This window comes from Rubrobacter marinus, from assembly GCF_011492965.1.
GTDB classification, from domain to species: domain Bacteria; phylum Actinomycetota; class Rubrobacteria; order Rubrobacterales; family Rubrobacteraceae; genus Rubrobacter_F; species Rubrobacter_F marinus.
On record NZ_CP045121.1, the window covers coordinates 2,148,367 to 2,171,353 of the forward strand.

Annotated in this window: 25 protein-coding genes and 1 pseudogene; all 26 read right to left on the minus strand. The window is 69.8% G+C overall.

Annotated elements, in window-relative coordinates:
* Positions 1–5: 5 nt before the first annotated feature.
* Complete coding sequence (gene rpsB / locus GBA65_RS11030; RefSeq protein WP_207955697.1) at positions 6–1,040, minus strand: 30S ribosomal protein S2; 1,035 nt, start codon at positions 1,038–1,040, stop codon at positions 6–8.
* A 187-nt stretch (positions 1,041–1,227) separates the two neighbouring features.
* Positions 1,228–2,088 carry a FliA/WhiG family RNA polymerase sigma factor gene (locus GBA65_RS11035; RefSeq protein WP_166396600.1) on the minus strand — a complete coding sequence of 287 codons (861 nt, stop codon included), beginning with the start codon at positions 2,086–2,088 and terminating at the stop codon, positions 1,228–1,230.
* Positions 2,085–3,221 carry a DNA-processing protein DprA gene (gene dprA, locus GBA65_RS11040; RefSeq protein ID WP_166396601.1) on the minus strand — a complete coding sequence of 379 codons (1,137 nt, stop codon included), beginning with the start codon at positions 3,219–3,221 and terminating at the stop codon, positions 2,085–2,087. Before dprA ends, GBA65_RS11035 begins: the two co-directional genes overlap by 4 nt.
* A pseudogene (locus GBA65_RS26415) lies at positions 3,211–4,723 on the minus strand (YifB family Mg chelatase-like AAA ATPase). The gene dprA and the pseudogene GBA65_RS26415 overlap by 11 nt, the downstream one beginning before the upstream one ends.
* A gap of 202 nt (positions 4,724–4,925) precedes the next feature.
* A complete protein-coding gene (locus tag GBA65_RS11050; protein WP_166396602.1) occupies positions 4,926–5,237 on the minus strand; it encodes a YraN family protein in 312 nt (103 codons plus the stop codon).
* A complete protein-coding gene (locus GBA65_RS11055; RefSeq protein ID WP_166396603.1) occupies positions 5,234–5,866 on the minus strand; it encodes a ribonuclease HII in 633 nt (210 codons plus the stop codon). The genes GBA65_RS11050 and GBA65_RS11055 overlap by 4 nt, the downstream gene beginning before the upstream one ends.
* Before the next feature lie 18 nt (positions 5,867–5,884).
* On the minus strand, positions 5,885–6,211 hold the full coding sequence (rplS, locus tag GBA65_RS11060; protein ID WP_166396604.1) for a 50S ribosomal protein L19: 327 nt from the start codon (positions 6,209–6,211) through the stop codon (positions 5,885–5,887).
* The gene (trmD, locus tag GBA65_RS11065) at positions 6,208–6,957 is read right to left on the minus strand and encodes a tRNA (guanosine(37)-N1)-methyltransferase TrmD (protein ID WP_166396605.1); all 750 of its coding nucleotides are present in this window, start codon (positions 6,955–6,957) and stop codon (positions 6,208–6,210) included. The genes rplS and trmD overlap by 4 nt, the downstream gene beginning before the upstream one ends.
* A gap of 7 nt (positions 6,958–6,964) precedes the next feature.
* Positions 6,965–7,486: a ribosome maturation factor RimM gene (gene rimM, locus GBA65_RS11070; protein WP_166396606.1), complete on the minus strand. Its 522-nt coding sequence runs from the start codon at positions 7,484–7,486 to the stop codon at positions 6,965–6,967.
* 5 nt (positions 7,487–7,491) lie between these two features.
* A complete protein-coding gene (locus tag GBA65_RS11075) occupies positions 7,492–7,731 on the minus strand; it encodes a KH domain-containing protein (protein WP_228281245.1) in 240 nt (79 codons plus the stop codon).
* 7 nt (positions 7,732–7,738) lie between these two features.
* On the minus strand, positions 7,739–7,981 hold the full coding sequence (gene rpsP / locus GBA65_RS11080) for a 30S ribosomal protein S16 (protein WP_166396607.1): 243 nt from the start codon (positions 7,979–7,981) through the stop codon (positions 7,739–7,741).
* A gap of 42 nt (positions 7,982–8,023) precedes the next feature.
* A complete protein-coding gene (ffh, locus tag GBA65_RS11085) occupies positions 8,024–9,367 on the minus strand; it encodes a signal recognition particle protein (RefSeq protein ID WP_166396608.1) in 1,344 nt (447 codons plus the stop codon).
* A gap of 2 nt (positions 9,368–9,369) precedes the next feature.
* Complete coding sequence (ftsY, locus tag GBA65_RS24325; protein ID WP_166396609.1) at positions 9,370–10,785, minus strand: signal recognition particle-docking protein FtsY; 1,416 nt, start codon at positions 10,783–10,785, stop codon at positions 9,370–9,372.
* 9 nt (positions 10,786–10,794) lie between these two features.
* Positions 10,795–14,115, minus strand: coding sequence for a chromosome segregation protein SMC (gene smc / locus GBA65_RS11095; RefSeq protein ID WP_166396610.1), 3,321 nt, complete (start codon positions 14,113–14,115; stop codon positions 10,795–10,797).
* 282 nt (positions 14,116–14,397) lie between these two features.
* Entirely contained in the window at positions 14,398–15,057 is a 660-nt protein-coding gene (locus GBA65_RS11100) for a ribonuclease III family protein (protein ID WP_166396611.1), read from the minus strand.
* Positions 15,058–15,069: 12 nt separating this feature from the next.
* Positions 15,070–16,341: a beta-ketoacyl-ACP synthase II gene (gene fabF / locus GBA65_RS11105; protein WP_207955701.1), complete on the minus strand. Its 1,272-nt coding sequence runs from the start codon at positions 16,339–16,341 to the stop codon at positions 15,070–15,072.
* Positions 16,338–16,583 (minus strand): acyl carrier protein, encoded by a 246-nt coding sequence (gene acpP / locus GBA65_RS11110; protein ID WP_166396612.1) that lies wholly within the window; start codon positions 16,581–16,583, stop codon positions 16,338–16,340. Before acpP ends, fabF begins: the two co-directional genes overlap by 4 nt.
* A 91-nt stretch (positions 16,584–16,674) precedes the next feature.
* Entirely contained in the window at positions 16,675–17,415 is a 741-nt protein-coding gene (fabG, locus tag GBA65_RS11115) for a 3-oxoacyl-[acyl-carrier-protein] reductase (protein WP_166396613.1), read from the minus strand.
* On the minus strand, positions 17,416–17,865 hold the full coding sequence (gene fabZ, locus GBA65_RS11120; RefSeq protein ID WP_166398466.1) for a 3-hydroxyacyl-ACP dehydratase FabZ: 450 nt from the start codon (positions 17,863–17,865) through the stop codon (positions 17,416–17,418).
* A gap of 5 nt (positions 17,866–17,870) precedes the next feature.
* Complete coding sequence (locus GBA65_RS11125; protein ID WP_166396614.1) at positions 17,871–18,695, minus strand: ACP S-malonyltransferase; 825 nt, start codon at positions 18,693–18,695, stop codon at positions 17,871–17,873.
* A 27-nt stretch (positions 18,696–18,722) separates the two neighbouring features.
* Positions 18,723–19,667: a beta-ketoacyl-ACP synthase III gene (locus tag GBA65_RS11130; protein WP_166396615.1), complete on the minus strand. Its 945-nt coding sequence runs from the start codon at positions 19,665–19,667 to the stop codon at positions 18,723–18,725.
* Entirely contained in the window at positions 19,664–20,671 is a 1,008-nt protein-coding gene (gene plsX / locus GBA65_RS11135) for a phosphate acyltransferase PlsX (protein WP_166396616.1), read from the minus strand. The genes GBA65_RS11130 and plsX overlap by 4 nt, the downstream gene beginning before the upstream one ends.
* 40 nt (positions 20,672–20,711) lie before the next feature.
* Positions 20,712–20,897, minus strand: a complete 186-nt coding sequence (gene rpmF / locus GBA65_RS11140; RefSeq protein WP_166396617.1) for a 50S ribosomal protein L32 — start codon at positions 20,895–20,897, stop codon at positions 20,712–20,714.
* A gap of 27 nt (positions 20,898–20,924) precedes the next feature.
* Positions 20,925–21,383 carry a YceD family protein gene (locus tag GBA65_RS11145; protein WP_166396618.1) on the minus strand — a complete coding sequence of 153 codons (459 nt, stop codon included), beginning with the start codon at positions 21,381–21,383 and terminating at the stop codon, positions 20,925–20,927.
* A 31-nt stretch (positions 21,384–21,414) separates the two neighbouring features.
* On the minus strand, positions 21,415–21,870 hold the full coding sequence (locus GBA65_RS11150; RefSeq protein WP_166396619.1) for an ATPase: 456 nt from the start codon (positions 21,868–21,870) through the stop codon (positions 21,415–21,417).
* 9 nt (positions 21,871–21,879) lie between these two features.
* A complete protein-coding gene (gene coaD / locus GBA65_RS24330; RefSeq protein WP_228281247.1) occupies positions 21,880–22,947 on the minus strand; it encodes a pantetheine-phosphate adenylyltransferase in 1,068 nt (355 codons plus the stop codon).
* Positions 22,948–22,987 lie beyond the last annotated feature (40 nt).

The window sequence follows — 22,987 nt, forward strand, 5'->3', positions numbered from 1 at the left end:
GGCTCTCAGTTCTCCTCTACGTCGTCCTGCTGCTTGGTCTCTCTCTGGGCCGCCTGGTTGCTCGTCGGCTCGCCCTGCGGGGCGGGGACGGCGCCCTGCTCGGGGCCGCCCGGGGTCCCCTCCTGGCGCTCGGCGCTCTGGGCCCCGCGGTAGCTCGTCGTCGGGTCCTCCTCGGGGGCGATCTCGCCCGCCGACTCCACGGGGTCCGCGAGCCCGGTCGGCTGGTCGTCGGAGAGCCCGCCGTCCTTGGCGGCCTCCGAGAGGGGCTCGTTCGCCCGCTCCTCCGCGACCATCGCCTCCTCGACCGCCGGCGGGACCGGCCGGTCCTCGGACGGCGTGACCTCCTCGCCGCGGCCCTCCACGATCGCGTCCGTGATGAGGCGCGAGATCAGGTTGATCGAGCGAATGGCGTCGTCGTTGCCGGGGATGACGTAATCCACGACGTCGGGGTCGCAGTTCGTGTCCGTCAGCGCGACCACCGGGATCTTGAGCCGGTTGGCCTCCTTGACGAGAAGCTCCTCGCGCTTGGGATCGATGACGAAGACCGCGCCCGGGAGGCGCTCCATCTCCGTAAGCCCGGCGAAGTTGCGCCGGAGCTTCTGGTACTCGCGGTTGAGCGCGAACCACTCCCGGCCCGTCCGCTCCTCCTCGGGGGTGCCGTCGACCCGCTCCATAAGCTGCGTGAAGTACCGGATGCGCGGCTGTATCGTCTGGAAGTTCGTCAGGAGCCCGCCGATGTACCGCTCCACGACGTAGGGCTGCCCGCCCCTCACCGACTCCTCGGCGAGCGTGAGCTGGGCCTGCTTCTTCGTACCGACGAAGAGGACCTCGCGGTTGGCCTCCGCGATGCTCCGGACGAAATTCAGCGCCCGGTCCAAGAGATCCAACGTCTGGTCCAGGTCGATGATGTGCACCCCCGCCCGCTGGGCGAAGATGTACTTCTTCATCTTGGGGTTCCACCGCTTGGCCTGATGCCCGAAGTGGACGCCGGCCTCGAGAAGCTCCCTGACGCCGACCGCCTGCTGTACCGTACTCTCCAAAACCCTTACCTACTCCTTCTTTTCAGGTGGTTTTGCCTCCGCCCGCGCCTCGCAATCCGGCTTGGCAATGAGATGACTCTCCGGACCACCACCTGGGCCGATCTGAAAAACCGACCCTACGGCGGGCGTGCGTGATCGTTACGACCAAAACTCCGCGAAAGATATTAGCACAGCGCCTACGGGGCTTCTAGCCGATGCTCTGCTGCCAGCCCCCGGAGACGACCGTGGACTCCTTGAGTCGCCCCCTTAGCTTCTCCAGCGCCTTCCGCAGGAGCTGGCTGATCCGGCCCTCCGTCAGGTTCATCGCCTTGCCGATCTCCTTGAGGGTCAGCCCCTCGTAGAAGTAGAAGGTGGCGACGATCCGCTCCTGGTGCTCGAGCTGGCCTATGGCCTCCACGAGGTGGGACCGCAGCTCCTCCATGTTCGCCCGGCTCTGGGGGTCGACGGCCGCGGTGTCGACGACGAACGCCCCGTACTCCCCGCCGGGTCCGCCGTCCACCTCCAGGCGCGCCTCCAGCGAGGCGACCTGTGCGCGGGAGTACTGCTGCAGAAAGGTGCGGTGGTCCTCCAGCTTCGTCCCGAGCTCGCCGGCGACCTCGACCTCGGACGGCGGGCGCCGGAGCTCCTGCGTCAGCCTCGTGGTCGCCTGCTCGACCTCCTGCGCGCGCAGGCGAACGCGCCGAGGCACCCAATCCTGGCTGCGTATCTCGTCGAGGATGGACCAGCGGATCTTGCTCACCGCGTACGACTCGAACTTGGCCTTCTTGCCCGGCCTGTCCGGGTCGTAGGTCTCGATCGCGTCGAGGAGGCCCAGGACGCCCCAGGAGATCATGTCCTCCTGGTCTATGGTCCCGGCCGTCATCCGCGCCCCGACGCGGCTGGCGACGTACTTGACGAGCGGCGAGTAGTTGACGACGAGCCGGTCCCTGAGCCCGTTGACCTGGCGCTCGACCTCCCTGCGCCTCTCGTCCTCGGGGCCGAGCCTCTCGAGGTCCTCCTGGAGCTTCCTGTAGCGCTTCCACAGGCGCCCGACGGTCTGTCCGCTCACGCCGTCCCCCCTGCCCGCCCGACCGGGCTCCTGGCGAAGGAGCCGCCCGCGTCGCGCCTCACGTAGCCCTTGAGCTCCAGCAGCGCGAGCGCGGAGAGAAGCTCGCGCATCCCGATCCCGCAACGCCCCGCTATCGTATCCACCCCGGTCGGCTCGAAGCCTACCCCCATCAGCGCCGCCCTCTCGTGTTCCGGCAACCCGGGGTCGACGGGCAAACCCTCCGTCCCCGCGCCGCCGTTCCCGGCCGGCCTCAACGGCTCCTGGGCGGGGGGCGCGACGGAGTCGGCGAACTCGTCGATGTCCCAGAGCACCCCCGCGCCGTCGGCGAGGAGCTTGTTCGACCCGCGGCACTCGTCGAAGCCTATGGGGCCCGGCACCGCCCACACGTCCCGCCCGGCGTCCGCCGCGTGGCGGGCCGTGATCAAGGACCCGCTCTGCTCCGGTGCCTCTACCACCACTACGCACGCCGAGAGGCCCGAGATCACGCGGTTGCGCGCCGGGAACCTCCACCGCAGGGGCGGCTCCCCGAGCCCGTACTCGGAGACAATCCCCCCGGACTCCCTCACGAGCCCGAAGAGCTTGCGATGGCTCCTCGGATACACCCCGTCGATGCCGCAGCCGAGCACCCCGACCGTCGTCCCGCCGGCCTCCAGCGCGCCCTCGTGCGCCGCCGCGTCCACGCCGAGCGCGAGCCCGCTGACCACGCAAGCCCCACGCTCGGCGAGCGCCCTCCCGAGCGCCCGCGCCGCGTCGAGGGCGGTGGCGGACGCCTTGCGCGAGCCGACGATCGCGACGGCCGGTCCCTCCGGCAGCCCCCCGCCCACGAACAGCGCCGGCGGGGGATCCGGGGCCTCCGCCAGGCTCTCCGGGTAGTCCGCGTCGGCCAGCGTGACCGCCCGGTACCCCTTCTCCCCGAGGCGCGCCCGCACGCCCCCGGCGTCGAAGCCGTCCCGAAGCTCCTCTAGAGCCCCCCGCACCTTCGCGCTCACGCGGAGCGCGGCGGCGAGCTCGCCCGGCGGCATCTGCAAGACGCCCTCCGGCGCGAGACCGTTCATGCGAGCCACGACGCTCGTGCCGGCCCTCGCCTGCAGGAGCGAGAGGAAGAGGTAGGCGTCGGAGGCGCTAGGAGTCAACGCTCGCGGCCCTCCTGTAGTTCAGCGCTTCGGCGAGGTGCTCGACCCCGATCTCGGGCTCCCCGGCGAGGTCCGCGGCGGTGCGCGCGACCCTGAGCACGCGGTCGTGGGCGCGCCCGGAGAGGGCCATGCGGTCTATCGCCCGGGAGAACAGCGCCTCGGCCTCCCCGCCGAGGGCGGCGTGCTCCCTGAGCGCCCTCCCCGCCAGCGCCGCGTTCGGGACCCCCTGACGCTTGGTCTGAAGGGCGCGCGCAGCGCCGACGCGCGCCCGGATCCCGGCGGACCCCTCCGCGGCCTCGCCGCCCCGAAGCTCCTCGCGGGTCAGGCGCGGCACGTCGACGAACAGGTCGATCCGGTCGAGCAACGGCCCCGAGACGCGCCCCTGGTAGCGCTCGACCTGCCCGGCCGAGCACCGGCAGGCCCTCCTCCTGTCGCCGTGGTAGCCGCAGGGGCAGGGGTTCATGGAGCAGACGAGCGTCACGCGGGCCGGATACGTCAGCGTGGCCGCTACCCGCGAGATCGTCACGGTCCCGTCCTCGAGCGGCTGCCTCAACACCTCCAGCGTGGAGCGGCTGAACTCGGGGAACTCGTCGAGAAACAGGACCCCGTGATGGGCCAGGGAGACCTCGCCGGGCCGCGGGTTGCTCCCCCCTCCCGCGAGCCCGGAGGTCGAGATGGTGTGGTGCGGGGCGCGGAAGGGCCGCCGCCGGACGAGGTGCCCGTCCCCGACACCGGCCGCGCTCGCCACCTTCGTCACCTCGATGCTCTCCTCCTCGGTGAGCGGCGGCAAGATCCCGGCAGCCGTCGCGCGAGCATCGTCTTGCCCGAGCCCGGAGGCCCGTTCAGCAGGATGTTGTGCCCGCCGGCGGCCGTCACCTCCAGGGCGCGCTTGGCGAACGCTTGCCCCGCCACGTCCGCGAAGTCCTCCCCGAAGGGTTTGTCCCCGGACCTTCGCCGTTGGCCTGTGGGGAGAAGGGGGACACCGGGGCCTCGCCGGAGAGGAGGCCGACCGCCTCGCGCAGGGAGGTCACGCCGTAGGTCTTCGGGCCGGAGGTCGCGGCTGCCTCGGCGGCGTTCTGGTGCGGCAGGATCAGGACGCCCAGGCCCTCCCTCTTCGCCCCTTCGGCCATCGAGAGCGCACCCCTGACGGGCCTGAGCCCTCCGTCCAGCGAGAGCTCGCCGACGACGCCGGCGCCGGCCAGGCCCTCCCCCGGCACGTGACCCGACGCGGCCAGCACGGCCAGCGCGATCGGCAGGTCGAAGGCCGGTCCTTCTTTACGCAGGTTCGCGGGGGCGAGATTCACGATGACCTTCTTCGTCGGAAACTTGTATCCGCTGTTGGATATGGCGACCCGGACCCTCTCCCTCGCCTCCTGCACCGCCGCGTCGGGCAACCCGACGATGGAGAAGCCCGGAAGCCCCGCGCCGACGTCCACCTCGACCTCGACCGGCAAGGCATCCACACCCTGCAGAGCCAGACTACGAACCCTGCACACAGACACTACGCCGCGTACCAACCCTTTCCTGTGGCCCTACTCACGAAACCCTCCATCCATGCTACGCCCTCGACGGAGCGCGAAGCATTCCATGCCGGACGATTGTACCAATGTGCTCGATTACGCGCGACGCCGGTGGCGCCGGCCCGTGCGCAGCCCTCAGAAGGCGTCTTCGACGTGAATGATCTCGGGCGCGCCCCCGCGAGCACTATCCCGACCGCGTCGAACCGCATCTCCTCGAACCCCTCCGCGAACCCCGGCCCCTGCTCGGCGAGGTAAGCCTCCGCCATGAGGCGCACCCGTTCCTGCTTCCCCGGGTCACCGCCTCCAGCGGGTCCCCGAACCCCCTGCCGCGCCGCGCCTTCACCTCGACGAAGACCAGGACGTCCTCGCCGCGCAGGATCAGGTCGATCTCCCCGTGTCGGGTGCGGTAGTTCCGCTCCACGAGCTCGTAACCCTTGCGAACGAGGTACCCGAGCGCCAGCGACTCCCCGAGCTCGCCGGTCGCTCGCCTGCTCACGACGCGCCGACCCCCGCGTAGCTTAACCGGTGCACGGCGCAGGGCCCCACCTCCCGCAGGGACGAGCGGTGCTCGAGCGTCCCGTACCCCCGGTTGCGGTCGAAGCCGTACCCGGGATGCTCGAGCTCCAGCATCCGCATCGCGTGGTCCCTCAGCACCTTCGCCACGACGCTCGCCGCCGCGACCGCGGCGCTCTTACCGTCCGCCCGCGGCATGCACTCCACCGCCGGCCCGAGCTTCGGGGTGCCGTCGGCGAGGGCGCGGCCCGAGTAGGGGGACACGCTGCCGAGAGCGCGGGAGAGCGCCTCGCGGTTCGCCCGCCCGACGCCGTGCTCGTCGATCCACCACGCCGGGAACGAGACGACCGAGAGGGCCCGGGCGTCGGCGACGACACGCCGGAACAGGGCCTCCCGAACCCCCTCACCGAGAGCCTTGGAGTCGTCGAGGCCGGCCAGCTTCTCCTCCCCCAGGATGACCGCCGCCGCGACTATCGGGCCCGCGAGCGCGCCGCGGCCCGCCTCGTCCGCCCCGGCGAGCGGCCCCCTCCCACCGGAGACGAAGGCGGCGTCGAAAGCGTAGAGGGCGCCGCTCGGGTCCTCCCGGCGGCGCCCTCTCTTCGGTTCAGGCATCTTGCTACAGGTAGGAAGCTACTTAGCCTTCTTCACGCGGGCCTTCTTGCCGATCTTCTCGCGGATGTAGTAGAGCTTCGCCCGGCGCACCGCGCCGCGGGAGACCACCTCTATCTTCGCGATCTTGGGCGAGTGGAGCGGGAAGACGCGCTCGACGGCGACCCCGAAGGAGTTCTTCCGGACCATAAAGGTCTCGTTGATCCCGCCGCCCTTGCGGGCGATACATAGCCCCTCGAAGTTCTGTATGCGTTCGCGGTTCCCCTCGATGACCCTGTACTGAACCCGTACGGTGTCGCCGGGACGAAAATCCACGTCGATGGGCGTTATCGTATCATTCGTGATCATTGCTGTCCTTCCTCGTGGGTGATATTCGGAGCTTCTCGCGCGGGGACCTCCCGGTCCCCCGCCGCCCTGGTGCGAGCCCGCTCGCGGGACTCTCTTTCGCGCCAGGCGCGGATCTCTCGATGGTTGCCGGATAATAGCACGCCCGGCACGTCCTCTCCATCCCACCGCGCGGGCCTCGTGTAGACCGGCGGCCCGATGGTCCCCTCCTCCGAGAAGGACTCGCCCTCGAGGCTCTCCGAGTTCCCGAGCACCCCGTCCAGCGTCCGGATCACGGCATCCGTCAGGGCGGCGGCCACGATCTCCCCCCCGGAGAGCACGAACGGTCCCAGCGACACCGCCTCCGTAGCCAGGTGTTCGCGCACCCGCTCGTCCACCCCGCCGTAGCGGCCACAAACCACGACGACGTCCTCGCCCTCCGCCATCCCGGCGGCGAGCTCGCCGACGTACCCCTGATCCAAACCCCTGCCGCCCGGCTCCGTGAGGATGACGCGCCGCCCCTCGCGGACCTCCCGCGCGGGCTCACCGTAGACCTCCCCGAAGGCGCGTGCGACCACGTCGACTCGCACCACCATCCCGGCCCCGCCGCCGAACGGCGCGTCGTCGATCCTGCCGTTCGGCGAGAAGTCGCGCAGGTCGAACGCCCGAAAGCCGACCGAGCCGCGTTCGATCGCGCGCCCCACCACCCCGACGCGCACCGTCGCCTCGACCGCCTCCGGGAAGACGCAGAAGACGTCTATCGAGCCCATCGCGGCCCTAGCCCTCTATCTCGGGCCGCTTCACCGCGACCCGGCCGCCCTTCAGGTCTACCTCCGGGACGTGCTCCAGCGTGAAGGGCACGTAGACTTCCTCGTCGTCCTTCCACACCACGAGAACGTCGTGCGCGGGCGTGGGAAAGACGTGGACCACGGCCCCTACGTGCTCGCCGCCCTCGACGTCGTACGCCTCCAGGCCGACGAGGTCCCCGACGTAGAACTCGTCCTCGTCCGGCGCGTCGAGCTCGGTCCGGTCCAGAACGATCTCGGCGCCCCTCAACCCCGCGGCCGTCGCCCGATCCCCGATCCCCTCGACGTCTACGAGAAACCCCTTGGGCGTCTCCCTGACGTTGAGTATCCGCCGTCTGATCTCGCCCACGAACGGTTGCACGCCCTCCCTCAGGTGACGGCCGGAACCGGTAGGCTTCACGCGTAGGGCGCCCCTCACCCCGTGCGCGGTGGCGACGACGCCGATGACTATGGGGTCGGAGAGGTCCCCCACGGACCCTGCGGGACGGGGCACGACCGCTAGTCCGCGACCTCCACGTTGACGCGCTTCTGCGCCTTGACGGAGGCCGCCTTCATAACGGTGCGGATGGCCTTCACGATGCGGCCGCCCTTGCCGATGACCTTGCCGACGTCGCCCTCGGCGACCCGCAGCTTCAGGTCGACGCGCGAGTCAGACTCCTGGCCCGTGACCTCCACCCTATCGGGCTCGTCGACGAGCTGCCGGGCGAGAAAGACGAGCAGGTTCTCGAGCTGGCGCACGGAGCTCCTAGAGGGCCCCGGAGATCTTCAGGAGCTTGCGGACCTGATCGGTCGGCTGGGCGCCCTTCCCGAGCCACTCCTTCGCCTTCTCGACGTCCACCTTTATGTCGGAGGGCTGCGTCCTGGGGTTGTACGTGCCGACCCTGTCGATAAACGCGCCGTCGCGCGGGCTCCTCGCGTCGGCCACCACTATCCTGTAGAAGGGGGCCTTCTTCGAGCCGTGCCTCGCCAGCCTGATCTTTACCGCCATGCTCTACTCACCTCTCGTTGATCTTACGATTCTCTGTCTGGACTACCTGAAGGGCACCCTGGGCATGCGCTTCGGCATCCCGCCGCCGCCCTTGCCCATCTGCTTCATCATCTTCTGCATCTGACCGAACTGCTTGACGAGCTTCTGCACGTCCTGCTGGGTCGAGCCGGAGCCGCGGGCTATCCTACGCGCCCGGCTCGGGTTCTGCAACAGCTTCGGGTTGCGCCGTTCCTGTACCGTCATAGAGGTTATCATCGCCTCGACCCTGCCGAGCGCCTTGTCGTCCAGATCGCTCAGATTCGCGCCCTGAAGCTGCTTGCTCAAGCCCGGGATCATGCCGAGCAGGCTCGACAGGGGACCCATCTTCTTGATCATCTGCATCTGCTTCAGGAAGTCCTCGAAGTCGAACTTGCCGGCCATGAGCTTCTTGCTCTGGGCCTCGGCCTCCTGCTGGTCCATCTGGCCTTCGGCCTTCTCGATGAGCGTGAGGACGTCGCCCATACCGAGGATGCGCCCCGCCATGCGGTCCGGGTAGAAGTAGTCGAACTCGCTCATCTTCTCGCCCTCGGAGGCGAACTTGATCGGCCGCTCCGTCACGGAAACGACGCTGAGCGCCGCCCCCCCGCGGGCGTCGCCGTCGAGCTTCGTCAGGACCATCCCGTCGTAGTCGACGTACTCCTTAAAGACCTCGGCGATCTCCACCGCGTTCTGGCCCGTCACCACGTCGAGGACGAGCAGGACCGAGTGCGGCCTCACCGCGCCGCGGACGCGCTTGATCTCGTCCATGAGGTTCTGATCCACGACCTGACGACCCGCCGTGTCCACGATGACGAAGTCGTAGCCGCCGTCGCGCGCGGCCTTCACGCCCCGCTCGGCGATCTCCTCCGGAGACGGCTCCGTCCCCTCCGCGTACACCGGAACACCTAGCTCGCGCCCGATCTGCTGCAGCTGCTCTATGGCCGCGGGGCGGTACGTGTCGCAGGCGACGAGATACGGCGTCTTCCCCTGCTTTCTCGCGAAGAGCGCGAGCTTGCCGGCGGTCGTCGTCTTCCCGTGGCCGTTGAGGCCCGCGAGCATGACGACCGTCGGGGGCCGCGAGGCGAACGAGAGCTTGCTCGAGGTGCCGCCCATGAGGTTGGCGAGCTCCTCGTTGACGATCTTGACGATCTGCTGCCCCGGCGAGAGGGCCTTTGAGACCTCCGACCCCGTCGCCCGCTCGCGGACGTTCCCCACGAACTCCTTGACGACCGCGTAGTTCACGTCGGCCTCGAGGAGGGCCAGACGGATCTCGCGGGTAACCTTCTTTACCTGGTCCTCGGTGAGGTTGCCGCTGCCGCGGACGCCTTCGAGGGCCTTACCGAGCCTATCGCTTAATGTATCGAACATACTTACAAATCTCCAAACAACGCCTGCGCGAACTCGCGGGCCTCGAACGGGTGCAGATCGCCGATCTGCTCGCCGACCGAGATCATCTTGATCGGCACCCCGACCTCGTTGGCGATGGCGAGCGCGATGCCGCCCTTCGCCGTCCCGTCGAGCTTGGTCAATATTATACCCGTGACCCCCGCGACCTCGTGGAAGAGCTTGGCCTGGCGGAGGCCGTTCTGCCCCGTCGTCGCGTCCACGGTGAGCAGGACCTCGTGCGGCGCCCCGGGCAGCTGGCGCTCGATGACCCGCTTGACCTTGTCGAGCTCGGCCATGAGGTTCATCTTCGTGTGCAGCCTCCCCGCGGTGTCTATGAGCAGCACGTCCGCGCCCTCGGCCTTCGCCGCCTCGACCGCGTCGTGCGCGACGGCCGCCGAGTCGGCGCCCCGCTCGCGCGCTACGACCGCAGCACCCGTCCTCTCGCCCCAGGACTGCAACTGCTCTATCGCCGCCGCCCTGAACGTGTCGCCCGCCGCGAGCATCGTCTTGCCGGGCAGGAAGCTCACGAGCTTGCCGATGTTCGTCGTCTTGCCCGTCCCGTTCACCCCGACCATGAGGAGCACCGTCGGCTTGTGCGAGATGTCCAGCTCGACCGGCTTGTCGAGGATGCGAACGGCGTGCTCGATCATGAGCTCCCGAAGCACTCTACCGCTGGTGATGTTCCGCTCCAGCGCCTCCTGCTCGAGCTCGGCGACGAGCTTCGCCGTCGTCGGCACCCCGACGTCGGAGGTTATGAGGATCTCCTCGACCCTCTCCCAGAACTCCTCGTCCTCGGCGTCCTTGAACTCCGCGACCGCCGCGTTGAGCTGCCCGACGAAAGACTCCCGGCTCCGGCTCAGGCCCTGGCGCAGACGCCCGAACCACCCGCGAGACTCCTCCATCTCCTCGTCCTCGGGCACCTCCTCGACCGGCGCCGGCTCCAGAACCTCGGCCTCCCGCGCCTCGACGAGCTCGGGCTCGTCGACAGGCTCCTCGTCCTCGACTTCCCGCCGCCGGCGCCGCCCGAACCATCCGCGAGGCTCCTCGGGCTCTTCTTCCTCCGACGCGCTCTCCACCGAAGCCGTCTCCGCAACGTCGATTTCCCGCACCTCCACGGGCTCGGGCTCTACGACTTCGTCGGGCTCAGGCTCGGCGACCTCGGGCTCCTCCTCCTCGAGCCGTCTGACCGGCACCTCCCGAACGGGGGCCTCGAGGTTCTCCTCGGGCTCCTCCGCGACGGGGGTCTCCTCCACTACCTCGCCCGTCTCCGCCAGGCCGTTGGCGGAACCTTCGGGCTCGTCCGGCTCGGCAGGTTCCCGCTCCGGCGCCTCGACGGCGGTCTCGGAAACCTCCTCCTGCTTCTTACTCCTCCTGAAAAAGTTGCGCCACGACCGTCCCATACAGGTTCTTCATTCTCCCGTTAAACGCTTGGATACGACAACCGTGGCCCCTGAGGAATCCTGAGTAACCCCGTAGAGTACGTCGGCCGTCGCCATGGTCCGTTTCTGGTGTGTCACGAGCAAAAATTGCCCGGATGCCCTGTACGAGTCTACCACAGAGAGGAACCTGGCCAGGTTGACGTCGTCGAGCGCGGCCTCCGCCTCGTCCAGCACGCAGAAGGCCCCCGTGCGGTCTCCGGAGGGGGTCGGACGGCTGAGGAAGATGCTGAAGAGAAAGGACAGCGCGAGCAGGGATCTCTCGCCGCCGGAGAGCACCCGCAGGGGCCTCCAGCCCTTCCTGCGCAGCCGCAGCCCGACCTCCACGCCCTCCTCCGAGAGCGTGAGCTCCCCGGAGGCCCCGTCCATCATGCGCGGCACGATCTCCCCGAAGGCCCGCCGAACGTCCCTGAAGGTCGAGGTGAAGCGCTCCTCCATCTCGCCGTCGAGCTTGCGGATAACGTGCTCCAGCTCCTCGGCCGCGGCCTCCACGTCGGCGCGCTGCGCCGAGACGAACTCGTAGCGCTCCTCGAGGTCCCCCTGCTGCGAGATGGCGAGCAGGTTGACGTCCCCGAACCGCTTGAGCCGCCGGGCGAGCCGGGCCCTCTCGGCCTCCGAGGGCTCGCCGAGGGCCTCGGCCTCCCCGCGCGCGACCTCCAGCGTCGCGCCCCACTCCTCGAGGATCTCCTCCGAGGCCCGCGCGGCGGCCTCCTCAACGCGGACGAGCTCCTCCCGCACGGCCTCGACCCCGGATCGCGCGCGGGCCAGCTCCACGGCGAGCTCCCCCGCGGTCCGGGAGAGCTCGGCCCGCTCCTCGGAGACGCGCGTGCGTCGCGCGGCGGCCTCGGACCGAGCACGACGGGCCGCGCCGAGCCCCTCGCGCCCGCCCGCTTCGAGTCGGGAAGCGGCCCCGATGGCCCGGCGGGACAACTCCGCGAGCCTCTGGTCCCTGCCCGCCGGGGCGGCCTTCTTCAGGCGTCCGAGCTCGCGGACGAGCCTGGCGCGGCGGTCTCGGAGGGCACGGATCGCCGAGCGGGACCGGGCCAGGCGCCCGGCCGCCTCCCGGGTCGCCGCGTAGGCGGGGTCGACGGACCGCTGGGCCTCGGAGAGCTCCTCCCCGGCCCGTTGCTCCGCCTTCTCCGCCTCCCCGAGGGTGGCCTCGGCGGTGGAGATCTCACCCTCCGCCCCTTCTAGCGCGGCCTCGGCCTCCTGGCGCAGACACCGCGCGCGCTCCGCCCCCTTGGAGCGCCGCTCCGCCTCGGAGGCCAGCAGCCGGCCGGCGCGCGTGACCCTGGAGGCGAGGTTGCGCAGGGCCTCGCCCCGGGCGTTCAATTCGTCGAGGCGCCCGGAGTGGGAGGCGACCTCCTCCCGAAGGTCGTAGAGCTCCTCGCCCATGCGGTTCTTCAGCACGTCGAGGCGGGCCTCCTCCTCGGCGAGCCGCGCCTCCCGGACGAACTCGCCGTCCTCGGCGGTCCGGCTCGCGCTCGTGCGCGTTAGGCGCAGGCCCTCGCGGGTCACCGCCACGTGCCCGTTGCTGGGCGCGGATCCCCCCGGCTCCGCGACCCCATCGATGACGTAGATCCCGGCGAGCAGGCGGGATGCGACCTCCTCGTACGAGGGGTCGAGGACTTCGACGCATTCGGCGAGCGGCTTGCCGGGCGGCGTGCCGTGCTCCGCCAGCTCGCCCGCGTCCAGGCGCACCACGACGCGCTCCGAGGGCCGTTCGCCGGAGAGGAAGCGTAGGCCCTCGCTGAGGGGCGCGATCACGCCGCCCGCGAGGTCGCCGAGCGCGGCCTCGACGGCGGCCTCGTAGCCGGGCCTGGACCTGACGACCTCGTACAGACGCTTCCCGTTCGAGCCGCCCTCCGGCACCCGGAGGGCGCGTACCTCGGCCTCCGTCCTCCCGACGAGCGAGGCCAGAACGCCCCTCCTGCTGTCCGCATCCGCCGCCCGCCCGCGCAGGAGACCCCGCAGCTCCCTCACGCGCTCCGGCACGGCCGACGCGCCTACCCGCGGCTCGGAGCGCAGAGCGTCCAGCCCCTCCCTGGCCTCCGCCAGCCGCGCGAGATCCTCGTCGCCCATCGCCTCCGTCTCCCCCAGACGGCTCGCCGCGCGGTCCCGCCTCTCGCGCAGCGCCCTCAGGTTGCCCGCGGCCTCGACCCTTCGCGCCGTCGCCGCCGAGCCCTCCCGCCTCGTGCGCGAGACGAGCCCCTCCAGCCGGCCGAGCTCTCCCTTCGCCCGCGCGTGCCCCTCCTCCAGCCCGTCCACCCCCTCCTCGAGGCGTCCGAGCTCGGCGGAGACGCGTTCGATCTCCCCCTCGATCCTCTCGACCAGCCTGCGCCGGTCCGCGTCGACGTCGCGAGCACCCTCGGCCCGGAACGCGGATCGCTCCGCGCGGGACGCGTCGGCGCGCAGGCGTTCCAGGCCGTTCTCCAGGCCCTCGATGAGGCGCTCCACCTCGCGCAGCTCGCCCTCCAGCTTCACCTCGGCTTCGCCGTGGCGCCGCCCCTGCTCGCGGGCCGCGCCCTCCTCTTCGACCAGCCGGGCCGCCGTAGCCTCGGCCTCCGCGAGGCGCGAGCGCAGGCCGTCGAGACCGCGCGTCGCGACCCCGTAGAGGTGCGCGAGCGAGAGCTTGCGGTAGCGGGCCTCCAGCTCCCGGTACTCGCGGGCGGCGACGGCTTCCCGCTCGATCTTGCGTAGCTGCTCCGCGAGCTCGGCCTCCAGCGCCCGCCCGCTCTCCAGCTGCGCCGCCGTCTGGTCCAGCTTCCGGCCCGCCGCGAGCCGCCGCCTCCGGAACACCCCGAGGCCCGCCGCCTCCTCGAGGGCCGTCCGGCAAGCCTGGGCGCCGCCGGCGACGATCGCGTCCACAGCCCCCTGGCGCAGGATGCTGTGGCGGCCGATGCCCGCCTCCCCCGCCACGGCGCGCACGTCCGCCATCCGGGCCCGGCTACCGTTGATCCTGTACTCCGTGTCGCCGCCGCGAGAGATCCTGCGCGTCAGCGACACCTCCCCGTACGGCAGCGAGACCACACCGTCGCCGTTGTCGATGACGAGCGTAACCTCCGCCGCCCCCGCCGCCGGCAACGACTCCGAGCCCGAAAACACGACGTCGTCCATCGAGCCCGCGCGCAACAAGCTCGGGCTCCCCTCCCCGAGGGCGAAGAGGATCGCGTCCGTAATGTTGCTCTTCCCCGACCCGTTCGGCCCCACGATCGCCGTGATCCCCCCCGAGAGCGGCATCCGTACCGGACGAGCGAACGTCTTGAAACCCTTTACGTATATCGCCGAGAGCATCGCCGCATTCTACGCGCTCCCATGCTCGGAAGTACAGACGGGGACGAAAAGTGGTGCAAACGAGGGTTCAGTAGGCGCATCCGACACGTGCCGGTTCCTCGGAGAAAACGTCAGCGCTCCTGATGTGCCACGCCCACGGGGTACGTACCCCGGCTTCCGGTTTGGAGGTTCCGCACGTGCTTCGGAGAGCGAGCGGCAGGACGACCTAAGGTCTGGCAAGCGTCGAACCCGCCACGGTGAATGACCTTGTCGAACGCTTAGTCGAGCGCCTCCGCCCGACAACTACGCGCCTACGTGCACCTCGACGGCGGAGCGCGGGACGGGGCGTACGCCCAGGATCTCCAGCGCGGCGCGCGCGGCGGACTGCTCGCTCTCCTTGATGGAGCCGCCCTCCCCGGAGCCCACCTCGCGGCCGTCGACCGCTACGGCCGAGATAAAGTGCGGGCGATGCGGCGGGCCTTGCTTGGCCTTGACCCTGTAGGTGGGCCGTAGGCCCTCGGCCTGGAGCGTCTCCTGGAGGAGGGTCTTCCAATCCCGGAGCTCGTCGGTGTCGACCTCGGACGGGTTGAAGATCTCGTCGACCGTCTTGTACACGAGCTCCTTGTCGATAAGGTACGCGGCCCCGATGATCGCCTCGACGGTGTCCGCGATAACCGAGTCGTTGATGACGGAGCTCTCGATGTCGTCTTCGAGGCCCTCGCTCCTACCGACCGTGGCGAGAAACGACTTCCTCACGAGGTGCGCCCGGATGCGCGTCAGGTCGCCCTCCAGAAGCTCCGGGTAGCTGTGGAAGACCATCTCCGCGACGCGGCTGTTGAGGACCGAGTCGCCGAGAAATTCCAGGCGACCGTTCGAGTCGTACGGGTCGGCGACGGACGGGTGCGTGAGCGCGCGCTGACGCAGCGGCTCCGGGAGGATGTTGATCAGGTCTCTTAAAGACATATCCGTTCCATATTACCCCACCTCGGAGAACGCCACGACGACGTTGTGGCCGCCGAAGCCCATGGAGTTCGAGATGGCGGCCTTGAGGTCGGGCACCTTCCGCGCCTCGTTGCGCACGTAGTCGAGCTCCATGCAGTCCTCGGCGACGTTCTCGAGGTTGATCGTCGGCGGCAGGACCTTCTCCTTGAGGGCGAGGGCGCACATGATCCCCTCGGTCACCCCGACGGCCCCGAAGAGGTGCCCGGTCATGGACTTGGTCGCCGAGACGGCCGCGTGCGGCAGGTACCGGGAGACGGCCTTCGTCTCCGGCCCGTCGCCGGTGGGGGTCGAGGTCGCGTGCGCGTTGACGTGACCGACGTCCTCGGGCGAGAGCCCGGCGTCCGCGAGCGCGAGCTTCATCGCCCGCTCCACCCCGCGTCCCTCGATGTCCGGCGCGGTCACGTGGTAGGCGTCGGTCGAGCGGCCGTAGCCCGCGACGCGCGCTATGGGGTTCGCCCCGCGCCGCTCGGCGTGCTCCACGCTCTCGAGGACCACCGCTCCGGCGCCCTCGCTCATCACGAAGCCGTCCCGGTCGGCGTCGAACGGCCGGCTCGCCCTCGCGGGGTCGTCGTTGCGCGTCGAGATCGCGCGGATCGCGCAGAAACCGGCCATGCTGAGCGGCGTGATCGGGGCCTCGGAGGCCCCGGCTATGACGACGTCGGCGTCGCCGCGGCGGATAAGCTCCAGCCCTTCGGCGATGGCCTCGCCGCCCGTGGCGCAGGCGAGGACCGGGCACTGGGTCGGGCCCGTGGCCTTCAGCGCGATCGCGAGCTGGCCAGCGGCCATGTTCGGGACCATCATGGTGATAAGGAACGGGCTGACGCGGTTCGGCCCCTTCTCGTTCAGGATCTTGTACTCGCGCTCCCAGGTCGAGAGCCCGCCGATGCCGCTGCCCATAATGATCGCCACCCGCTCGGGCGTCTTCTGGAGCGTCTCGGAGATGCCGGCGTCCTCGGCCGCCTGGATGCCGGCCGACACCCCGAGCTGGGCGAAGCGGTCCATCCTGCGGGCCTCCTTCTTCCCCATGAAGTCCACGGGGTCGAAGTCCGAGCACTCGCCGGCGATGTGGGAGGGGTACGGCTCGGAATCGAAGAGCGTGATCGGGCCGATCCCGCTCTTGCCGTGCAGCGCCGCGTCCCAGAAGTTCTCCGTGCCGGTCCCGAGCGGCGTAACCGCCCCGGCGCCGGTCACGTAGGCGAAGCCCTTCCCGCTTGAGGCGCCGTCCCCTGGTGCCCCCTGGGTCACGCCGCCTGGTGCTCCGTAACGTAATCCACGGCCTGCTCGACCGTCGTGATCTTCTCGGCCTCCTCGTCCGGGATCTCCATCCCGAACTGCTCCTCGAGCTCCATGATCAGCTCGACGAGGTCGAGCGAGTCGGCCTCGAGATCTTCCCTGAACGATGCCTCGGGCGTCACGTCGCCCTCGTCCACGCCGAGCCTGTCGGCGGTAATCTCCTTGATCTTCTCCAGGATCTCGTCCCGTCCCATACCTCTCCTCCTCACACGATATTCGACTCTCGAGAACTTCCCGCGGGCGCACCCGCCCGAAAGATAGCGCGTAGTGTAACCTAAATCGCCTTTACTGCATAACCATCCCGCCGTCCACGGTTATGGTCTGCCCCGTTATGTACGCGGCCCCGTCGCCCACCAGGAACGCGACGACCTCCGCGATCTCCTCGGGCTCGCCGAAACGCCCCACGGGCACCTGCCCGAGGATGCGCTCTTTTATCTCCTCGGAGAGCGCGCCCGTGAGCTCCGTCTCGACGTACCCCGGCGCCACCGCGTTCGCCGTGATCCCGCGGTTCGCCACCTCCCGGGCGACGCTCTTCGTCATGCCGATGATCCCGGCCTTGGAGGCAGCATAATTCGCCTGCCCCGCGTTCCCGAGCAGGCCCACGACGGACGAGACGTTGACGATCCTGCCCCACCGCGCCCGGACCATCCCCCGCAGCACCGCCCGGGTGCACAGATACGTCCCCTTGAGGTTGGTCTGCAAGACCTCGTCGAACTCCGCGTCCTTCATGCGCAGCATGATGTTGTCCCGCGTCGTCCCCGCGTTGTTCACGAGGATCTCGACCGGCCCGAATGCCTCCTTGACGCCCGCGAACAGGGCATCGACGTCCTCGGACGAGGCGACGTCGCCCTTGAAGGTCTCGCACTCCGCCCCGGCCTCGCGGACGAGCCTGGCGGTCTCCTCGGCGGCCTCGTCGTTTGCCCTGTAGGAGACGGCGACCTTCGCGCCCCCCCTCGCCAGCCTCACGGCGATTGCCCGACCGATACCCCGGCCCCCGCCGGTTACGAGCGCGACGCGTCCCTCCATCTACTCTCCCTCTACTTTGTCGGCGAACGCGAACATGAGCTCGGCCTCGCAGGCCCGCTCCCCGTTCACCGTCGCCGAGCCCTTACCCCGACCGACCCTACCCTTGAGGCGCGAGATCTCGACCTCCATCCGCAAGACGTCCCCCGGGATGACCTGGCGCCTGAATCGCACCCCGTCGATCCCCGCGAAGAGCGCGAGCTTCCCGGCGTACCCCTCCAGCGTCATCACCCCGACCGCCCCAACCTGCGCCATAGCTTCCACGATGAGGACGCCCGGCATCACCGGGTAGTCGGGGAAGTGTCCCTGGAAGAACGGCTCGTTCTGGGTGACGTTCTTGATCCCGACCGCCCGAACCCCCGGCTCGACCTCCTCGACCCTGTCCACGAGCAGGAACGGGTAGCGGTGCGGTATAAGCTCGCGGATGGCGGCGGGACCGAGCGGCAGCTCCAGGGCCTTCACGAGAGCACCTCCTTCGCCGCGCGCCCCGTTATCTCCACGTCCTTGAAGTCCCTGAGCATCCGCACCAGCGTCCCCCCTCCGGCCTCCACGATCTCCTCCACCCCGAGGGCCGCGAGCCTCTCCACGACCGCCACCCACCTCACCGGCGAGAGCATCTGGTCGCGCAGCGCCAGCCGGACGTCGTCGGCCTTGGCCAGGATCGCGCCGTCCACCCCGCTGACCATCGGGACCTCGGGGTCCCGTACCTCCGCCGCGTCGAGCTTCTCCTCCATCGCCAGGGACGCCGTGAGCATCAGCGGGGAGTGGAACGCCCCCGCGACCTCCAGCTTCCTCTTCTTCCCCCCGAGGCGCTCGCCCAAGGCATCGAGCGCCGCCTCCTCGCCCGAGATGACGGTCTGGCGCGGCGTGTTGAAGTTTGCCGCCACGACGACCCCCTCCGCCTCGGGAAAGGCCTCGACGGCGTCCGCGACCTCCCGCGGCGCCGCCCCGAGCACGGCGACCATCCCCCCCGGGTTCTGGCTGGAAGCCAGGTTCATCAGCCGGTCGCGCTCCGCCACGAGGCGCGCCGCCTCCTCCAGGGTGATGGCCCCCGCCGCGTGCGCCGCCGCGTACTCGCCGAGGGAGTGCCCCGCCACCACGTCGGGCCGGACGCCCCTCTCTCCCAGCTCCCGAAGCGTCTCCACGGAGCTCGCGAAGACGGAGAGCTGGTAGGGGACCTCGCCCCCCCCGGTAACGGAGCGGACGACCTCGCCGACCTCGCCCGAGACCTCGCCTCCCGCCGTCCCCTGGCCCGGAAAAACCACGGCCAAACGCAACGCCAAACCGCCCTCCTCGTCCTCGTGTCGACCTTAGATCTTGTACAGGTTCGCGGCCCACGTGAGCCCGAAACCGAAGCCCACCGTCACCACGTAGCGGCCCTTCTCGAACCCGTCGTAGATGTCCGGGTAGGAGATCGGGATGCTCGCCGCCGATGTATTCCCGAAACGGTCGAGGTTCACCACGATCCTCTCCTCCGGTACCGGCATCTTCCGCGCCGCCGCGTGTATTATGCGTGCATTGGCCTGATGAGGGATGACGTACTGGACCTCGTCGGGGTCGATGCCGTTGCGGGAGAGGAGCTTCTCGATCATCTCGGGCAGTATCCTCACGGCGAACTTGAAGACCTCGCGGCCGTTCTGGTAGAGCTTCTGCTCGTCGCTCGGGTGCCCGGCGCGGCCGAGCGGCGCCATGCGGCCGTCGGCGCCGAGGATGTGGTCGACGAAGCCGGAGCTGCCGTCTCCGCGGTCGAGGACGACCGCGCCCGCCCCGTCGGCGAAGATCACGGCGGTGGAGCGGTCGTTGGCGTCGACGATCTTCGTCATCGCGTCGGCCCCTATGAGGAGGACGCGGTGGGCCATGCCGCTGTCGAGCATCGAGCCCGCCACGCTCGCGGCGTAAGCGTAGCCGGAGCAGGCCGCGGCCACGTCCATCGCCCCGACCCCCGGGGCGCCGATCGCCTCCCCGACGTGGCAGGCCACGCTCGGCATGGACTCCGGCCCGGTCGAGGTCGCGCAGATGATGAGGTCCACCGTCTCGCCCGCGACCCCGGCGTGCTCGAGCGCCCTCTTGGAGGCGTCGATCGCGAGCGTCGCGCAGTCCTCGCCCTCGGCGACGAAGTGGCGCACCTTGATGCCGGTGCGTTCCGTGATCCAGGCGTCGTTCGTGTCCATGACCTCGGAGAGGTCGTCGTTGGTGACGGTCCGCCCGCCGAGCGCGCGGCCGACCCCGACGATCTTGCCGACCGGCTCGTTCACGACGCTTCCTCCACGCTCCGCCTCCCGGCGGCGAGCGCCGCCTCGGACTCCTCGACGAGGCCGGAGCCCGCGCGCGAGATCCCGACGATGGCGTTCTCCACGCCGCGGGCGCGCGAGTTGCCGTGCCCGATGACCACCGGGCCGCGCACCCCGAGCAGGAAGGAGCCCCCGTAGTTCTCAGGGTCCACCCGATCCCTGACGGCGACTAGCGACGGCCGGAGCACGGCAGCGGCGAGCTTGTTGACGACGTTCTTCGTCATCGCGTCGCGGACCATGCCGAGGATCTCACGGGCCACGCCCTCGGCGGTCTTGAGCACGACGTTGCCGGTGAACCCGTCCGTCACGAGCACGTCCGCCACGCCGCTCCCGACGTCCCGCCCCTCGACGTTGCCGACGAAGCGGACCCCCTCGGAGGCTTCCAACAGGGCGTGCGCTTCCTTGGCGAGGTCGTCGCCCTTGCCGGGCTCCTCACCGACGTTGACGAGGCCCACCCGGGGCTCGCCATCGAGGCGCAGGTATCTCTTCGCGAACACGCCGCCAAGGATAGCGAAATTCAAAAGATCCTGCGGACGGCAGGCCACGGTCGCCCCGGCGTCGAGGAGCAGCGCAGGCTTGTCGAACGGGAGCATCGTCGCTATTGCCGGTCGGCGGCAGCCCTTTAGCCGCCCGATGCCTAGCAGGGCGGCGGCCACGGAGGCGCCGGTGCTGCCGGCGGAGAAGAAGGCCTCGGCCTCGCCCCGCCGCACGGTCTCGGCGGCGACGGCGATGCTCGAATCGGGCCGGGCGCGAAGGGCCGCGGCCGGGTCCTCGCTCATCCCGACGGCGCTCCGAGCTTCCTTCAGGCGGACGTTTTGCGGGAGCTCCGGGACGAGGGGGCGGACGGACACCTCGTCGCCGACGAGCAAGATCTCGTCGCGCGGCAGCCTCCTCGCGGCGGCAAGGGCGCCGGAGACGATCTCCCCCGGCGCGTTGTCTCCTCCGAGGGCGTCAACGGCTATGCGCAAGTCGCCGGCCTTTCGGGAGCCCCAAAGGGAGGGCCCTCCGCTACTCGGTCACCTCGACGGCGACGGCGTTGCGGCCCTTGTAGAAGCCGCAGTTGCGGCAGACGCGGTGCGGGACGTGCAGCTCGCCGCAGTTCGGGCAGGAGACGAGGTTCGGCGCCTTGATGGCGTCGTGCGCCCTGCGCTGGTCCCTGCGTGCCTGAGACGTCTTCTTCTTCGGTACGGCCATGATAATCCTCCTGTCGGTGTTGGTTCTCTAGAAGCCCGAGGCGAAAAGGTCGCCCAGGCCGCGCCAGCGCGGATCGATCTCGTCCCCGCCTGGCTCCTGCTCGACCGGTTTGGTGCCCGGGCAGAAGACCTGCATGGGGAGCTCGCTCGGGATCGCCTCCTCGGCGTAGCTCGCCACGTCGAGCTCCCAGTCCTCGACGTACAGCTCCGGATCGTTCGGCCCCGAGAGGAACTCGGAGTCGCCGAACGAGAGCGAGACGTCCGTCGGCTCCAGCGTCCGATCACACGTCGTCGAGATCCGGCACTCGACCTCGAGGTCGAGGTGCAGACCCTCCGCGAGCCGCGTCACGACGACCCTCGCCTCCGCCGACTCCACCTCGTGGTGGCGGCCGTAGAGGTCGAAGGGCGACAACTCGAAAGTCCTGAGAAGCTCCCACGAGTCCCCGATGTCCATGCCGGGGCGCTTCAGCTTGATGCGTTCGTTCATCGGGCGATTGTACTACGCGCGGGTTTGGAGACTACTCGTCCGGGACGCCCTGGAGCTTCGAGCGGCCCCGCTGGACCGCCTCGAGGAGGCGGGAGAGGTTGTCCTCTAGGTTAGCGAGGACCTCGTCGGCGTAGTCCTCGGCGCCGAGGCGGATCTCGCGCTCGCGCCGGCGGGAGTCCTCGAGAATCTCCGAGCCCCGCTTCTCGGCGCGCTTGAGCACCTCTTCTTCGGAGGTGATCTTCTCGGCCTCTTCCTGGGCGCCGCGGATGATGCGGTCGCTCTCGCTGCGGGCCTCGTCGAGCATCGCCTGGCGCTCCTTGACGATCCAACGCGCCTGCTTGAGCTCCTCGGGGATGGTCTGGCGCATCTGGTCGATGACGTCGAAGGCGGCGTCGCGGTCGATCATCGCCGTGTTGCCGAAGCCCGGAAAGCTCCGCGCCTCCTCGACCAACTCCTCAAGCCTGTCTATAAGCACCAAAACATCCATTTTTTCATTCTACCCTTTATCGCTCTCGGCTGCCGAGCCCTCCGCGGGCACGTAGTACCGGCTCTGCACGGTCTCCAGGATCTCGTCCGGCACGAGCCCCTTCACGCTGCCCCCGAGCGAGGCTATCTCGCGCACCGCGCTCGACGACAGGAAGCTGTGCTCGGCCGCCGCCATGATGAAGACCGTCTCGAAGTCGGAGTAGAGCGTCCGATTGAGCTGCGCCTGCTGGAACTCGGACTCGAAGTCCGAGCCCGCGCGCAGGCCCTTGACCACCACCCGCGCCCCCTGCTCCCGCGCGAAGTTCACCAGGAGGCCCTCCATGATCTCTACGGAGACGTTCTCGAGGGGCTTCGTGACCTTCTCGATGAGTCGCGCCCGGTCGTCCGCCGGGAGCTTCGACGTGTTCTTCCGCACGTTCCTGCCGACGGCCACGACGACGTGGTCGAAGAGGTGCGAGGCGCGGCGGATGACGTCGAGGTGCCCGCTGGTAACGGGGTCGAAGCTGCCGGGGCAGATCGCTACGTCCATTGTCCCCTCGGATCGTTCAAAGATGGTTACGATCGTCCCGCCGTAGCGGCGACTGACCCCTTTCGCGCTCGCGATCTGCTCGGCGTCCAGGGGGGCCCCGCTCTCGACCACGACGCGCCCGCCCGGCGCGAGAAGGGCTATAAGCAGCGGCAAGACCTCCCCGATCTCGCTCCCGGCGATTCTATAGGGAGGGTCCGCGAAGATCAAACGGTACTCCCGACCCTCCCGAACGAGCCTCTCTACCTCCCCGCGCGCGTCGCCGCGTACAACCTCTGCCCTCCCCTCGAAACGCGTCCGCCGCAGGTTCTCCCGTATGACGCCCGCCGTCCGCCCGCTCTTCTCGACAAAGGTCGCCCTCTCGCAGCCGCGGCTCAGGGCCTCTATGCCGAGGGCCCCCGTGCCCGCGTAGAGGTCGAGCACCTCCCCCCCGTCGAAAAACTGGCCGAGGGAGTTGAAGAGCGCCTCCCTCACCCGGTCGGCGGTCGGCCTGACCCCCTCGGGGACCGGGGCCAACCGTATCCCCCGCGCCTCCCCAGCGACGACCCTCAAGGCCGGTTTCCCCTCGCGGATACGTGCCGGCAGAGCATTC